This window comes from Microcystis sp. (assembly GCF_048564745.1).
GTDB classification, from domain to species: domain Bacteria; phylum Cyanobacteriota; class Cyanobacteriia; order Cyanobacteriales; family Microcystaceae; genus Microcystis; species Microcystis ichthyoblabe_A.
In genome coordinates this window covers 1-14,344 of sequence record NZ_JBLZRT010000209.1, presented here as the reverse complement: position 1 = coordinate 14,344, position 14,344 = coordinate 1, and the positions used below count along the sequence as shown (strand labels likewise).

The 14,344-nt window shown below is 45.3% G+C and carries 13 protein-coding genes; 7 read left to right on the top strand and 6 right to left on the bottom strand.

What is annotated here, in order from left to right; translation table 11 throughout:
* Positions 1-146 precede the first annotated feature (146 nt).
* Together ACOCD9_RS21230 and ACOCD9_RS21225 are read right to left on the bottom strand one after the other, a co-directional pair.
* Complete coding sequence (locus tag ACOCD9_RS21230) at positions 147-413, bottom strand: DUF433 domain-containing protein (RefSeq protein WP_287703459.1); 267 nt, start codon at positions 411-413, stop codon at positions 147-149.
* Between the two features lie 436 nt (positions 414-849).
* Complete coding sequence (locus ACOCD9_RS21225; protein ID WP_419548372.1) at positions 850-2,355, bottom strand: UbiD family decarboxylase; 1,506 nt, start codon at positions 2,353-2,355, stop codon at positions 850-852.
* Between the two features lie 180 nt (positions 2,356-2,535).
* On the opposite strand from ACOCD9_RS21225, the gene ACOCD9_RS21220 reads away from it, so the two are divergent.
* On the top strand, positions 2,536-3,630 hold the full coding sequence (locus tag ACOCD9_RS21220; protein WP_419548371.1) for an AAA family ATPase: 1,095 nt from the start codon (positions 2,536-2,538) through the stop codon (positions 3,628-3,630).
* The gene (locus ACOCD9_RS21215) at positions 3,623-4,324 is read left to right on the top strand and encodes a DUF3226 domain-containing protein (protein ID WP_150976146.1); all 702 of its coding nucleotides are present in this window, start codon (positions 3,623-3,625) and stop codon (positions 4,322-4,324) included. The genes ACOCD9_RS21220 and ACOCD9_RS21215 overlap by 8 nt, the downstream gene beginning before the upstream one ends.
* A 52-nt stretch (positions 4,325-4,376) precedes the next feature.
* Here the strand turns inward: ACOCD9_RS21215 and psbV are convergent, their stop codons facing one another.
* Together psbV and ACOCD9_RS21205 are read right to left on the bottom strand one after the other, a co-directional pair.
* Entirely contained in the window at positions 4,377-4,862 is a 486-nt protein-coding gene (gene psbV / locus ACOCD9_RS21210; RefSeq protein ID WP_004163381.1) for a photosystem II cytochrome c-550, read from the bottom strand.
* 128 nt (positions 4,863-4,990) lie between these two features.
* Positions 4,991-5,197 (bottom strand): translation initiation factor IF-2, encoded by a 207-nt coding sequence (locus ACOCD9_RS21205; RefSeq protein WP_287703452.1) that lies wholly within the window; start codon positions 5,195-5,197, stop codon positions 4,991-4,993.
* Positions 5,198-5,734: 537 nt separating this feature from the next.
* Between ACOCD9_RS21205 and remA the strand changes: the two genes are divergently transcribed.
* From remA to ACOCD9_RS21185, 4 genes are all read left to right on the top strand, one after another.
* Positions 5,735-6,004 carry an extracellular matrix/biofilm regulator RemA gene (gene remA, locus ACOCD9_RS21200; RefSeq protein WP_002737924.1) on the top strand — a complete coding sequence of 90 codons (270 nt, stop codon included), beginning with the start codon at positions 5,735-5,737 and terminating at the stop codon, positions 6,002-6,004.
* A gap of 12 nt (positions 6,005-6,016) precedes the next feature.
* Complete coding sequence (gene gmk, locus ACOCD9_RS21195; RefSeq protein WP_419548369.1) at positions 6,017-6,571, top strand: guanylate kinase; 555 nt, start codon at positions 6,017-6,019, stop codon at positions 6,569-6,571.
* Between the two features lie 162 nt (positions 6,572-6,733).
* Entirely contained in the window at positions 6,734-7,375 is a 642-nt protein-coding gene (clpP, locus tag ACOCD9_RS21190; RefSeq protein WP_287703461.1) for an ATP-dependent Clp endopeptidase proteolytic subunit ClpP, read from the top strand.
* Between the two features lie 297 nt (positions 7,376-7,672).
* Entirely contained in the window at positions 7,673-8,887 is a 1,215-nt protein-coding gene (locus ACOCD9_RS21185) for an aminotransferase class V-fold PLP-dependent enzyme (RefSeq protein ID WP_419548368.1), read from the top strand.
* Positions 8,888-8,905: 18 nt separating this feature from the next.
* Here ACOCD9_RS21185 and ACOCD9_RS21180 read toward each other — a convergent pair whose 3' ends face one another.
* Together ACOCD9_RS21180 and ACOCD9_RS21175 are read right to left on the bottom strand one after the other, a co-directional pair.
* Positions 8,906-13,078 (bottom strand): DEAD/DEAH box helicase, encoded by a 4,173-nt coding sequence (locus ACOCD9_RS21180; protein WP_419548367.1) that lies wholly within the window; start codon positions 13,076-13,078, stop codon positions 8,906-8,908.
* 54 nt (positions 13,079-13,132) lie between these two features.
* Positions 13,133-13,603, bottom strand: coding sequence for a DUF29 domain-containing protein (locus tag ACOCD9_RS21175; RefSeq protein ID WP_104395358.1), 471 nt, complete (start codon positions 13,601-13,603; stop codon positions 13,133-13,135).
* Positions 13,604-13,880: 277 nt separating this feature from the next.
* Here ACOCD9_RS21175 and ACOCD9_RS21170 point away from each other — a divergent pair.
* The coding region (locus tag ACOCD9_RS21170; RefSeq protein ID WP_419548366.1) for a Uma2 family endonuclease at positions 13,881-14,344 on the top strand (464 nt) is incomplete at its 3' end.

The window sequence follows — 14,344 nt, the reverse complement described above, 5'->3', positions numbered from 1 at the left end:
AGTTTGTGCCGCTTAAATAAAGAGGTTTTGATAACCAAATTAAAGCAGCTCTAAAGAGTTTTGAGTTAAAAGTTAAACTTCAAGTTTTCATTCAGGACGAATGTACTGGTTAACTAATTTTCCCAAAAAAATTAGTTAACCCATCATTATAACATATAATTAATTTGCAATAGTTCTAGTGTCGGATAGCTTGTTAACAAATCAGCATCACTATAACCAAGACGACGAGCTTCTACTAACACCCAAACTGGAATTCTTGTATTGGCAATGCAGGCTTGTCCGCCGCAAACTCTAGGGGTTTTCTCAATTCCCTGCCAATTACCACCAAGACTTTGAGCGAGTAACTGGATTACCTGCACTTTTTCCCTAGGTTTGAGGGCAAGAAGTTGCTCTTCTAACTGTTTGATGATCACAAGCTTAAATCCTCATACAGTTTTGGCCAATTATCCTTAATCATTTTACCAGAAAATTTGGGTTGAAAAACTCCCACTTTTAGTAGAGTGTAGGGTGCGTGTTTGCGGCTATCAATTCAGTCAAAAAACTAAAATTAACAATCCGCCGTAACGCATCACCTTTATCATTTGGTTTGTGTGTGTCTTTCTGGGACTTTAACCCTCCCTTATTTTGCTCTTTTGCCCTTTGCTCTTCTGTCTTTCCCGCCTAAGGGCGGCTCAATTTTTTTGAGAAAATTGAGGTAGTGTTAAATTGATCGCCACAATCTCTACATTGACGTTTTGGTTTACCATTATCTGTAGAATAATTTTTGCTGAAGTTTGCGAATCTTTTGTCAGAAGAAAAGGTTCTAAATCTTTTAAAATGCCTCTTAGCTGACAGTTTAGTCGAATAAATCTACATTTCATAGCCAAATTTATTGGCATCTACTTCTTGTAAATTAATATCGATTAAACCGTATTCTGACCAGCGTTGGGAAACCTTGACCGCCATGGCCGGATCCGACTCCAAAGGTTCCCCCCATTCGTGGTCAGTTTCGGGATACATTTTTGTCGTGGCATCAATTCCCATTCTTCCCCCCAAACCGACCTTTTCGCTGGCAAAATCGAGGCTATCAAAGGGGGTTTCCGGGAGAATAAACACATCGCGAACCGGATCCACTTTAGAACTAATTGCCCAAACCACTTGCCGGGGGTCGCGAATATTAATCTCCTTATCGACGACGATGACAAATTTAGTATAGGTGAACTGGGGTAAGGCACTCCAAAAAGCTAAGGCCGCTCGCCGCGCTTGTCCGGGATAGGCCTTATCAATGGAGATAATCGCCGCTTTATAGCTTAAAGCTTCCATCGGTAGGAAAAAATCCCTGATTTCCGACACCTGTTGCCGTAAAATCGGTGTATAAATACGATTAAGAGCGATAGCCATCATCGCTTCTTCCTTGGGAGGACGACCGCTAAAAGTGGTTAAATAAATGGGGTCGCGACGGTGGGTCATGCAGTGGAAATGAATCAGGGGTGAATCTTCCACACCGCCATAGTAACCCATGTGATCACCAAAGGGTCCATCTGGCAATACCTCTCCGGGGGTAATTGTTCCTTCGAGGACGATTTCTGAGTCGGCCGGCACTTCTAAATCGAGGGTTTTACACTTGGCTAACTGTACCCCAGAACCGCCGTACAATCCCGCAAACAGCCATTCTGACAGATCTACGGGGATAGGAGTGGCGGCGGCCATGATAATTAGAGGATCAACCCCCAAAGCGATGGCTATTTCTAATTTTTTGCCCATTTGCGCCGCTTTTCGCAGGTGACGCGCCCCACCGCGCACGGATAACCAGTGAACGGTCATGGTATTGTGAGACTGTAGCTGTAAGCGATAGACACCGACGTTAGGGGTTCCCGTTTCGCAATCTTTGGTAATTACTAGCCCTAGGGTGATAATCTGGCCTGCATCGCCAGAATAGGGGCGAATCATCGGAATTTTCTTTAAATCTACTTCATTCCCTTCTAAAATCACCTGTTGACAGGGAGGGAAAAAGTTACGGCTGGGTTTGGCTTTCAGGACATCAAACAACACTTTACCAAAATCGATCGCTTGGGAGAGTTTTTTCGGCGGTTTCGGTTGTTGCAAGAGGGCGAGTTTTTTGCCTAAATCTTCCAATTCTTCGGGTTTATTCAGGTTCATCGCCCAACAGATGCGTTCTACCGTTCCCATCAGGTTAATAGCGACGGGAAACTCTGCTCCTTGCACGTTTTCAAACAGTAGGGCCGGCCCCCCCACCTGTAGCATCCGATTAGCGATCTCGGCAATTTCTAAATCGGCAGAGACCGATGCACTAATGCGGCGTAATTGGCCACGATCTTCTAAAAGCTTAATAAATCCTCGTAAGTCTCTAGCCATGATGAAGAAATGTAAATAAATCCCTGTCTCTATTATCTCTTAGGGTGGCAGTTTCGGTGGGGGATAGTCACCGGTTTGAGAGTTGGCGGCGATTCTCGTCTAGAATTAAGTAAAAAAATCCCTATCTTGCCAGCTTTATTCCTACCCCTAAGTTTATGCTTATTCAGCCCAGAGGTCAACATGATTAAGGATATTGAAATTAGTAATTTTAGATGTTTTGAGCATACCAAAATTGAAGGTTTTGAGCGAGTTAATTTAATTGGCGGTAAAAACAATTCAGGTAAAACTGCCCTGTTAGAGGCAATATTTTTGTATAGTTATCCCTATCCAAATACTATTCATCCCTACATCAGAGGAATCATTCGTAGGCAATCTTTAGCAGTTGTTCGGGCTGTTCCCAAAAATGCTTGGGATGATTTATTATTCAATCTTGATAGAAAAAATATTATTGAGTTAAAAGGCTCCCAATCTAACCAAGGAGATAAATTGGTAAAAATATCGATTTCTGGTTCTCTTAAAGATAGTGTTCTAGGCATCTCTGAAGACTTACAAAAATTATACGATTTTATCGCTAAAAATAAATCAGTTATTTCCATCTTAAATATTCACACAAGTTTTGACCATGATCATGACTCAAATGATGGTCAACTGAACTATTTTTTAATTGCTAGTTCTGAGGGAATACTCGCTTTACCTAATCCAGGTGATGAGGAACCAGTAATCATTGCTGCATCTGTCAATAAATCTTTGGAAGAATTGAGCGAGTCCTATACTAAAATAGTTTTTAATCAACAGGAAGAAGAAGTGCTAAAAGCTCTACAAATTCTCGATCCTTCTATTGAGAAAATAGAAAGTTTTTTTCTGGGCGAACCAAATCTATATCTGAAAAGAAAAGAGACAAAACGCTTACCTATATCTCTGTTTGGTGAAGCCATTAATCGTCTGATAGAGATGATTTTTGCTCTGCTGCTTAATCCGCAAAAAATTATTTTTATCGATGAAATAGAAAATGGTCTTCACTATACTGCTTACCCAGATATTTGGAAAACTTTATTCCGATTAGCTATCGAACTAGATAGCCAAATTTTTGCCACAACCCATAGTTTAGAGATGATCCAAGCTTTTGCCGATGTGGGGTTAGAATATTATCCAGAACAGGGGGCCTATTTTGAACTAGCAAGGAGTCCCAGAACTGATAAAATTATTGGTATTAAAAGACAATTAAGCACTTTAGAGTACGCCTTAAAACATGGCAATGAGGTGAGAGGTGAGTAACTTATTAATCGTCGAGAGCAAGAATGATAAAATTTTTATCGAAGCCCTAGTAAAATACTTAAATATTAACAAAATTCAGTTAGATAAACCGATTTGCTTTGAGGAAGATGACTATAAATGTTTACAGGGTTTAGATCAAGCTAAATTAACCAGCACTTTCGATGAAATTAAGGCGACTCTTGGTAAAAAAGCTATCCCTAAAGTTGGTATTATTATCGATCAAGATTCTGATACTAAGACAGAGCGACTAAATTGGCTTAACGATTGTCTGAAAAAGGTGTATCCAGAAGCGGAAGATATTAGGAAAACCAGTCAGCTTTATAGATTGACAACAATAGAAGATCAAATCACAGAATTTGCTTGTTATTTTACCAATGTGGAAGGACAAGGAGAACTAGAAACAGTTCTCAAGAAGATTAAAAGTCAAGATTCCACCTATGCGGATTGTTTAGAAGACTGGAGAAATTGTTTAAACAAGCAAGAAAAATCGATTAAAGACAAAGATTTTGATAAGTTTTGGATTAGTAACTATTTACGATTTGATACCTGTTCCACAGAAGACAAAAAACAAGCTGGCAGGAAATGCAGTATGAATGGATTTGATTATGTTATGAAAAACAAACGTCATATTTGGAACTTTGAGCATGAGGTATTAAATGAACTCAAAGAATTTTTACAACTATTTGCTATCTAATCAAAAATCCCCCTAGAAATCTAGAGGGATCGAGGGATATATGGAGGGCAATTTAGAAGTAAATTGTACCACCCCAACGCTCGTCTAGACGGGGAGCAACCAACATATAAGCGGCGACGTTATACACATCATCTTCGGTCAGATTGCGTAATTCTGGGAAGATATCGGGACGGCTAACATTGGGATGAAATTCGCTGAGATCATCTTCACCATCGTAACTGGTGGGATGTTCTAGATAATCAATCAATGCTAACAGATTATCTCTGGGAGGTTCCGCTTTTGCCAGATCGGCCAGACCCAAACTGACGTTATTATTAGTTTTGGTTTTACCTTGCAGGTGGCACTTAGTACAATTGGCGACAAAAAGTTTCTGTCCTTCCGTCGCTTGTTCAGAAGTCAAAGTCACCGATTCCCCTGCATCATTGAGGGTGATGGTGAGGGTTTTTTCATTGAGTTCTAAGGCACTAGCGCCGTTAAGATTGAATTGTAATACAAAAAAGACTACAGCGATCGCTGCCACAATCAAACGTTTGATCATTGTTCTCCTACTCGCAATTGTTCCAAGAAAGGGAATTTTAAGGTGACTAAAAAATTTTCTCCTCTGGGAGGGTATCGATCGATTCTAAGTGATCACGGACACCGAGAAGATCGCAGTTGGGAATAAAGTCAAGGGGACGTTTCCGTTTTCGAGGTGGTTACTCCTGAGCGTTGGGATAAAATCAGTGAGATAATTGCTTTAGCATCTTCTAGGGCGAGATTAGTCTGCCGATCTTTATAGGAGATGCCTAATTGGTCGCAAAGTGACAACACAGATTCATCGGCCAGATCGTACTCTGCCGCAATATCAGCGATCGATAGATCAGCAAACCCCATAGTCTAACGCACCCACCAAGGATAGAGAATACTTATTAGTTACCATAATTATCATGCCATTGCTGGGGACATTCTTGACAGTGATCAGTTATCAGTGATCAGTGATCACTGATCAGTTGTGAGTTTTCAGTTTACTGATCACTGAAAAAAGCTCCCATCAGCCCACTTCCCCATCACCCCACACCCGTTCGGCTGAGCTCACGGCCGAAGCCCACACCCCAGACCCCACACCCGTTCGGCTGAGCTCACGGCCGAAGCCCACACCCCACACCCTACACCCCACACCCTACACCCCACACCCTACACCCCATCACCCCACACCCCCAAAATTCCCTAATTTTCCCGACTTTTGCCTTTTTATTCCCTAAGATAGAGACTCGTGTAAACAAATTTAATTAAAATCGCAAAAAACCTGAAAAAATACTAAAATGTGATTAAGAATGTTATTTTTAGCGTTGTAAGGCTAAATCTTTCTCGATAACATTGTAATCATACCTCCACACTCTTTTGTACAAAGGACTGCACCTTTGTTAACTTATGGATATACAACTGATCAACATCGGCTTCGGTAATATTGTTTCCGCTAATCGGGTTATCGCCATCGTTAGCCCAGAATCGGCTCCTATAAAACGCATCATCAGTGATGCTCGGGATAAAGGCTGTTTAATCGATGCTACCTACGGAAGACGGACTCGTGCGGTGATCATCACCGATTCTAGTCATGTGGTGCTGTCGGCCATTCAACCGGAAACCGTGGCTCACCGTTTCGTGGTCAACAAGGAAGCGCCTGTTAATAGTAGCAACTAAGTTATTAACCCCATGCAACCCGGTCAATTAATTGTCATTACCGGCCCTAGCGGTGTGGGCAAGGGTACGCTAGTCCGGCATTTACTAACTCGTTTCCCTAACCTCTACCTGTCCGTATCCGCCACTACGCGCCCACCTCGACCGGGTGAAATTGAGGGGGAAGACTACTATTTTCTCGACCGTCCCAGTTTCGAGGAGAAAATGGCAGCCGGAGAATTTCTCGAATCGGCCGAATACGCGGGCAACTACTATGGGACACCCCAATCAGCGATCGCCGCTCAATTAGCGGCAGGCCAGACCGTAATTCTAGAAATCGAATTAGAGGGAGCCAGACAGGTCTGTGAAAGCTTCCCCGAAGCGAGGAGAATCTTTATCCTACCCCCCAGTTTCGAGGAATTAGAACGTCGTTTGCGCGGCCGGGGCAAAGATGCCGAAACGGCGATCGCCCGTCGTCTGGAACGCGCCCAAGAAGAATTAGCCGCCAGCGAGGAATTCCCCTATCAAATCGTCAACGATGACCTAGAAACCGCCCTAGATGCCATCGAGAAGATTATTTTTAGCCGTTAGCTGTTGGGGTTTAGGTGTTGGGGTTTTAGGGGTTTTAGGGTTTTAGGGTTTTAGTTGAAATTTCCCACTTCCCCACTTCCCCACCCCCCAATTCATAATTCATAATTCATAATTCCCACTTCCCCTATCCCCTAATCCTTATCCCCCATTCCCTAAGTTACAATCAAAAGACTAACCGCAGCAGCAAGACAAGAAAGCGCAATGATTCCTACCGTTATTGAAACCACAGGCCGGGGCGAACGCGCCTTCGATATCTACTCCCGACTACTCCGGGAAAGAATCGTCTTTTTGGGACAAGAAGTAACCAGCGACCTGGCTAACCTAATCGTCGCCCAATTACTCTTTCTAGAAGCAGAAGACCCTGAAAAAGATATTTACTTGTATATCAACTCTCCCGGGGGTTCCGTTTCGGCCGGATTAGGGATTTTTGACACCATGAATCAAATCCGTCCCGATGTCAGCACCATTTGTATTGGTTTAGCCGCCAGTATGGGGGCTTTTCTCCTCAGTGCCGGCAAACCGGGCAAAAGAATGAGCCTACCCAACTCGCGGATCATGATTCACCAACCCCTCGGCGGCGCCCAAGGTCAGGCCACCGATATCGAAATTCAGGCCAAAGAAATTCTCTATCTCAAACAATTACTTAATCAACACCTAGCTAGTCATACTGGTAAACCTCTCGACCTCATCGCCGAGGATACGGAAAGGGATTTCTTTATGTCCGCCGAAGAGGCTCTAGACTATGGTTTAATCGATCAAGTCATCGATCGCAGTCCTTCCGCTTCTAACCCTCCCAGTAAATAGTTATGATTGGGTAGGCCCTGTCTGCCCAGATTTTGTTGACACTCCCCGAAGCGCTCATGCGAGGGATTCTTGGTTCATTGACTTAAGTTGTCTTAGCAGGTATGTTTCCTCTACTTTAATACTATTGTGACAATTGCGACTTAATCCGTCTTAATCCGTCGATAGAATTTAGCCGTTAGTCGTCGGTCGTCAGGAAATGGGGAAATGGGGAATTCAACTAAAACCCTAAAACCCCAAAACCCAACACCTTCTAACTGATAACTGATAACTGATAACTGACCCCCCATCTCCTCGCTTATGCAGAATTTAGACGAAAATAGCCTCGATTACGCCGTTAGTAAACCGGATTTAGCCGAACAAAGACAGGAATTTCGGGGACTTAGTAATAAAGTTTATTTTAATTTCGGTGGTCAGGGAACCTTGCCCAAGGCCGGATTAGAAGCGATTATCGATGCCCATAATTTTCTCCAACAACAGGGGCCGTTTTCAGGACGGGTAAACGATTGGATTACCAAAAAAACGGAACTTCTCAGACAAGAAATGGCGCAAGAATTGGGAATTAGCCCCAGCACTCTCTCTATCACCGAGGATGTCACTGTAGGCTGTAATATCGCCCTCTGGGGGGTTGATTGGCAAGCGGGGGAACATATTTTACTAACCGATTGTGAACACCCCGGAATTATCGCCACAGTTCGGGAAATTGCCCGTCGTTATCATCTGGAAATCTCCACTTGTCCTATTCGGGAAACTTTAAACGGCGGCAACCCGATAGAAGTGATTTCCGCTCATTTACGTCCCAAAACTAGGGTTTTGGTGGTCAGTCATGTTCTCTGGAATACTGGACAGGTTTTACCCCTCAAGGAAATCTCGCAACTTTGTCATGATAATTCTGTCACCGAAAAACCCGTTTTAGTGGTGGTGGATGCTGCCCAATCCGTGGGTTGTTTGCCCTTGGATTTAAGCGCCACTGCCGCCGATTGTTATGCTTTTACGGGTCATAAATGGTGGTGTGGACCGGCCGGTGTGGGAGGATTGTATATTCGTCCCGAAATTTTTCCCAGTTTACAGCCCACTTTTATCGGTTGGCGAGGTATTGAAACAGATAAGCAAGGACAGCCTATCGGTTGGAAACCCGATGCTAGACGCTTTGAAGTGGCCACTTCTGCCTATCCTCAATTTGAGGGTTTAAGGGCAACTATTGCGGTACATAACGCCTGGGGTGATGGGGGACAAAGATACGAAAAAATCTGTCAATTAGCGGCCTATCTCTGGGGAGAATTAAACACAATTAAAGGGGTGAAATGTTTAAAAAATTCTCCGCCAGAATCCGGTTTAGTTTCCTTTCAAATTGACTCGGCCATCAGCCCACAAAATTTAGTGCAACAGCTAGAAAAACAAGGGTTTTTACTGCGAACTCTCCTCGATCCCCTCTCGGTGCGTGCCTGTGTTCATTATTTCACTTTGCCCTCAGAAATCGAGCAGTTAGTAGCAGCTATCAAAAAGTTAGTTTAAACTGCGTCGGGGATATTTTTATCCCTCGGCCATTAAGCGTAATAATTCGTCGGTAGATAACTTGCCGCTGGCGTCGGTTCCCTCCAATAAACTATCGGCAAGATCGCGTTTATGGTGGTGCAGATCGACAATTTTTTCCTCGATCGTATCCTTGGCCACTAAGCGATAAATCGTCACCGGACGTTTTTGGCCGATGCGGTGAGCGCGATCGGAGGCCTGATCCTCCACTGCGGGATTCCACCAGGGATCAAGATGGATAACATAATCGGCTGCGGTGAGATTTAATCCTGTCCCCCCGGCTTTTAAACTAATTAAAAATACGTCCCCTTCCCCTGCTTGAAACGCTTTCACCTGTTTCTGCCGATCGCTGGCTGGGGTACTACCATCGAGGTATTGATATTTTATCTGCCGTTGCTCGAGATAACTGCGGATAATTGCTAAATGATCGACAAATTGACTAAATACCAACGCTTTATGCTGATTATCTAATAACTCATCCAGAATTTCCCCGAAACGAGATAATTTCGAGCCGGCTAAATCCAAATCTGGAGCCACTAACTGCGGGTGACAGCAGGCCCGGCGTAATTTCATGATCTCTGCCAGTACCTGGAGATGTTTTGCCCCGGCGGTACTGTCACTCTCGCTTAATTTCTCCAAAGCGCGCCGCCGTAAGGCCTCGTAAAACGCCTTCTCCTCGCTGCTTAACTCGATCGGGACTAAAATCTCGGTACGGGGCGGTAATTCCGCCAGAACTTGGTTTTTTGTGCGCCGGAGAAGGAAAGGCCGCACCAGTTTTTTTAACTGTTCGCGAGCGGTTTTATCGCCGTATTTTTCGATCGGGGTGGCGAAACGGCGATCAAAACTTTCCAAAGACCCCAACAATCCGGGGTTAATAAAACGGAAAAGATTCCATAATTCCCCTAAATGATTCTCGATCGGTGTTCCTGTGGTGATTAGTTTAAAATCCCCCCGCAGATTCATGGCTGCTTTTGATCGCTTGGTGGAGAAATTCTTAATCGCTTGGGCCTCATCGAGAACGATTGTCCGCCATTCCACCCCGGCCAACATGGTGGCCACTTCTTCCTGCTGTAATAACCCATAGCTACAGACCAACAGATCAAAAGGTTGCAGTCGATCAAGTAGCGCTTGCCGATCGCCTGTTCCCAATTGGATGATATTTAAGGTGGGTGCGAACCTTTCCGCCTCACTAATCCAGTTCAAACATACTGAAGTAGGAGCGATCGCTAAAGTCGGTCCCTCGGAGGCGCGGGTTAGGATCACTGCCAGAGCTTGTAAAGTTTTCCCTAATCCCATATCATCGGCCAAACAGGCCCCGGCCCCCCACCGGGCCAGTCTAGCTAACCAGCGAAAGCCTTCCAGTTGATAGTCGCGCAATTCTGCCTGTAGAGTTGAGGGGACTTCTGGGGTAAAATCCTGACTCTCCTGAAAGCGTTGTAAATTATCGCGCCAACGTTTATCGGCCTTGAGTTGTCCCACTTCCTCGGTGAGTTCCGAGAGCATCGGGGCAGCGAAGGGATGAAACCGCAAACCGTCGCCGGACTTTTCCGAGAAAGCACGCATTTCCTGTAACCGTTCCCGAAATGCCTCGGTTAGGGCGAGAAATTGACCATCTCCGAGGGGAATAAACCGCCCCGGCGATCCCTCTAGCAGTTTCATCAACTCCTGCATACTCAGGACTGATTTCTCCTCTAGGTGCAGTTCCCCACTGACGGCAAACCAATCCCGTTGACTGTGGATATTTAGGTGTAGGTCTTGTAATCGAAGCTGACGCGTCACCCGCCATTTTTCCCCTTCCGGCCATTCCACAAGGACACTATCGCTTAATTCCCGCAATTCCAGCAGTAGATCTAGACAATCCTCTGGATTTTCTAGCCGCCATTCCCCGTTTTCTTCCTCAAAACTGATCAGGATCGGACAAGAATCGATCGCTGTTTGGGCCAGTTTTTTCTCTAGGGCCAGATCCCTAGTTGTTTGCAGCCGTTCCCCCTCGATCTCGGCGATTACTGTTTCTCCCCCTTTTCCGGGCTGGAAGTAGGGACCGGCTGCCCCAAAAGGACGGCTGAGAACCGCCACTTTTAGACCCTCTCCGGCCGGCAAGAGATGAATCCGGGGTTGACTATCGGCTGCCACTGACCGGGCTGCTTTTCCTCCGCCGATATCGGAATGTACTGTCACTATCCCGGACAGGGAATTGATCGCGGCCAGGACTTTTTCCCGGCCTTTGTCGGGGACTTCTAGGCGGTTGCTTTTGCCGATAATGTCGGCGATGCTTCGGTGTTCCGGCTTGACTTCGATTACCTTAACGCGAGTGGGGGTTTCTTTCCAAATCAGCACTTCTTGGCGATCGCTGAGATCGGGCAGTAAAGAGAGGATTAATTTACCCGATTTTTCCTTTCTTACTCGCAATTCTGGTTCTCCGGCGACGATTTCTACCCGCGTTCTGGGGGAATCTTCCCAAAACACCAGGGGATGACCGATCAGTTCGATAATGGCCCGGTACTCAAAGTGATACTCGTTCTGGCCATAGTAACTGGATTCCACGAAGATATGGGCGCAAATTTTCAGGTCTTGCGGGGTTAAATAGTCAATTTCCCCGGTTTTTCGCAGACGTTTCAGGGAGACGGGACGGCCACGACTCCAATTACCCCGCGCGTCGAGTTTCTGTTCTTTTGGTTGCAGGAAATAATCCTCGGAATGGATAGTGATAAACCAAGCAAGGCGGACGACGGGGTTAGATTTACCCGGGGTTGGTGTTGGCGCACACAGATTAGTCAAGGCATTCAGGCACAGTTGCCAAGCTTCTTGGGGTTCGATCGCATCCACCAGGGGGGAAGGGAGATGCTGGTTTTTAAGCACCTCCGCTTCCGGCGCTCGATCGAGTCGGGACAGTAGGGCCCCGGTTTCTAGGGCTAACCAATGGTAGCCGGCCGCCTTGGCATCTTTGTAGAGGGGCAAGAGTAGGCGGGGCAGATGTTTTTTAGCGATGCTGCTACTCATCCAGTAGAGACAGATACTACAGATAAGAGTCTCTAGACCCTGGCCGATTTGGTAGGGATTGATCGTCGCGTCGATGATTGCGTCTTTGGCCTGCATATCTCCCTGACGGGCAGCGATGATTTTTTCCAGACGGGCATAGATAGGGCGGAAAGGATGATCGTTTTGACGCGTCACCCAATTGGTATAGCTGGCGGCTTCGGCGAGACGTTCGGGGGTTCCTTCTTTGAGGAGGGCGAAAATAAAGGAGAAGCCGCTAATCGAAGAAAAATAGATTTTTTGTTTTCCTTTGGCTTTTTTTAGGGCTTTAAGGGCGAGGGTATATTCTTGGATCGCTTTGCTGTTTTCCCCGCCTAGAAAGGCAATCCAACCCCTTATCGCCCCGATTGCTGCTGCTTGGCTTTCCGGGAAGGGGCGATCGAGATACCGACGCACTTTATCGTATTGTCCTCGGATGATCGCCTGTTCAAGCCACAAATGGGCTTCGGAAACACTGGTCTGGTCTTGACAGAGTTCTTCTAGGAGGGAAAAAGCCCCATTGGCGCGAGTCATTTTTTCAAAAGCCTTGACAAGAATGCTATTTAGTGCTAAGGCTTGAAATTTGGTCGGTTGCGTCCGTAACCAATCCCCATCGAAGGGGTTATCGTAGATGAGGATGAGAAGGTCTTCTAGGCTGGTTTTTGAGGAGGAATAGCTGGTTTTCTGATAATCGGCGATTTGTTGTTCGATCGAGTCGAAATCCTGACTATAGATGGCCAGACGGATTTCTCGGATTAATTGCTCTTTTCCCTGAAAAACTAGGCTTTCATCCCAACGAGTCCGGGGTTGCGGCAGTTTGTCCTTGATAATCTCGGCAAAACGCTTGAATTCTCCTTTACTAACGCTATCACGGCTGGCAATCTCGACGAGGAGGGGATGACAGCGCGGCCCGTAGCCTTTGTCCTGGGTGATTACTTCCGCTTCTAGGAGGCGATCTAAATGGGATTTCAGGGTTTGGCCGTTAAATCGCCGGTTTTTCTCGTCGCGGTAAGGGGTTTCATTTAAACAGTCTAGAAAAGTGGTGCGGGCGATCGGTTCATAGATTAGGGAAAAAAAACGGACGATCACCTGATCGAGTGCCGATAATTGTTGGTAGCGTTCGATGAGTTGGCGGCGGAGTTGCTCGATATCTTGCATATTCGGTTATATTCGCTGATAATCCTAATCTTTTTGCGGGGATATGACTGCAATTTATGGACGGGTTTCCAAAAAAGGTTCGATATCGATCGGGAACCAATCCCCGTCTAATACCTGTTCGAGAGTGAATATAAACTCTAGGGGAATCGCATTTTTATCGACGATTCTGGCGTTAATCAGGGATTTTCTAGCGGTTAAATAGGCTTTTTCCCAAGAATCGCGGGCATGGTTGACGAGGGTGGCACTATCTATTTTTTGTTCTAATTGCGATCGGAAAGCCGCGATCTCCACTATCCAGTGACGGGCATTCCGTTCTTTTTCCGATTCCCAATAGGATAGTTTGAGCAAGTGTTCGATTAAAACGGTTAATAAACTCGTTATTGCCTGTCTCTCGCTTTTTCCCATGCACTCCACTTCCTCGATCAGGTTTTCCCAGTCCACCAGGTCAAACTCTTTTCGCTTTAACAGTTCGGCGGTTTTTTCCGTCCAGAGAACAAAATCTTCCTCGTAGAGAGCGGTCATAATAGATTTATCTTCCCGACCGGGAGCGCGGGGTAATGGCTCGATTATAACGCTCGATCGCTATCCTCGATCAGCTTCTAGTGCGGGGAATTTTTGTCAAGTTAGAGATTTATCCCCTAGCACAAGTTGTTCTTTTTGTCAAGAAAACTTTTTCTTTTTAACAAAAGTACACAAACATTTTGAGCAACCTTATTGGCGATGTTATTTTGGGACTACAAGGGAAAGATAACCTCACTGCTAGAATTATAATCTTCAGACAAATAACCTCAGAGCATAAATTATGACCTTTACACCAGCTATTGATCCAGATATTGAATACCCCGATAGTGACGGTAAATCCATGGCCGATAATACCGAACAATATGAATGGATCGTTAAAATCAAAGAAAATCTTGAGATTCTCTTTGCTAATTCTCCTAACGTTTTTATTGCGGGGGATCTCCTCTGGTATCCCGTCCAAGATAAGAAAATTACTGGACCGGTTGCTCCCGATGTTATGGTAGTATTTGGTCGTCCGAAAGGAAGAAGGGGTTCCTATAAACAATGGCAAGAAGATAATATCGCTCCTCAAGTGGTTTTTGAAATTCTCTCCCCTTCTAATAGTTTAGAAGAAATGGAGCGAAAACTACTGTTTTATCAACGTTATGGAGTGGAAGAATACTATCTCTATGATCCAGATTCTCATAGTTTTCAAGGATGGTGGAGACAGGAAGGAATATTAAGTTCTATACCTGAGATTAAGGG

Bases quoted from the DNA above. Each gene is read 5' to 3' on its own strand.
- ACOCD9_RS21225 (WP_419548372.1), bottom strand. From the start codon at position 2,355: ATGGCTAGAGACTTACGAGGATTTATTAAGCTTTTAGAAGATCGTGGC.
- ACOCD9_RS21220 (WP_419548371.1), top strand. From the start codon at position 2,536: ATGATTAAGGATATTGAAATTAGTAATTTTAGATGTTTTGAGCATACC.
- psbV (WP_004163381.1), bottom strand. From the start codon at position 4,862: ATGATCAAACGTTTGATTGTGGCAGCGATCGCTGTAGTCTTTTTTGTA.
- ACOCD9_RS21205 (WP_287703452.1), bottom strand. From the start codon at position 5,197: ATGGGGTTTGCTGATCTATCGATCGCTGATATTGCGGCAGAGTACGAT.
- remA (WP_002737924.1), top strand. From the start codon at position 5,735: ATGGATATACAACTGATCAACATCGGCTTCGGTAATATTGTTTCCGCT.
- gmk (WP_419548369.1), top strand. From the start codon at position 6,017: ATGCAACCCGGTCAATTAATTGTCATTACCGGCCCTAGCGGTGTGGGC.
- ACOCD9_RS21185 (WP_419548368.1), top strand. From the start codon at position 7,673: ATGCAGAATTTAGACGAAAATAGCCTCGATTACGCCGTTAGTAAACCG.
- ACOCD9_RS21180 (WP_419548367.1), bottom strand. From the start codon at position 13,078: ATGCAAGATATCGAGCAACTCCGCCGCCAACTCATCGAACGCTACCAA.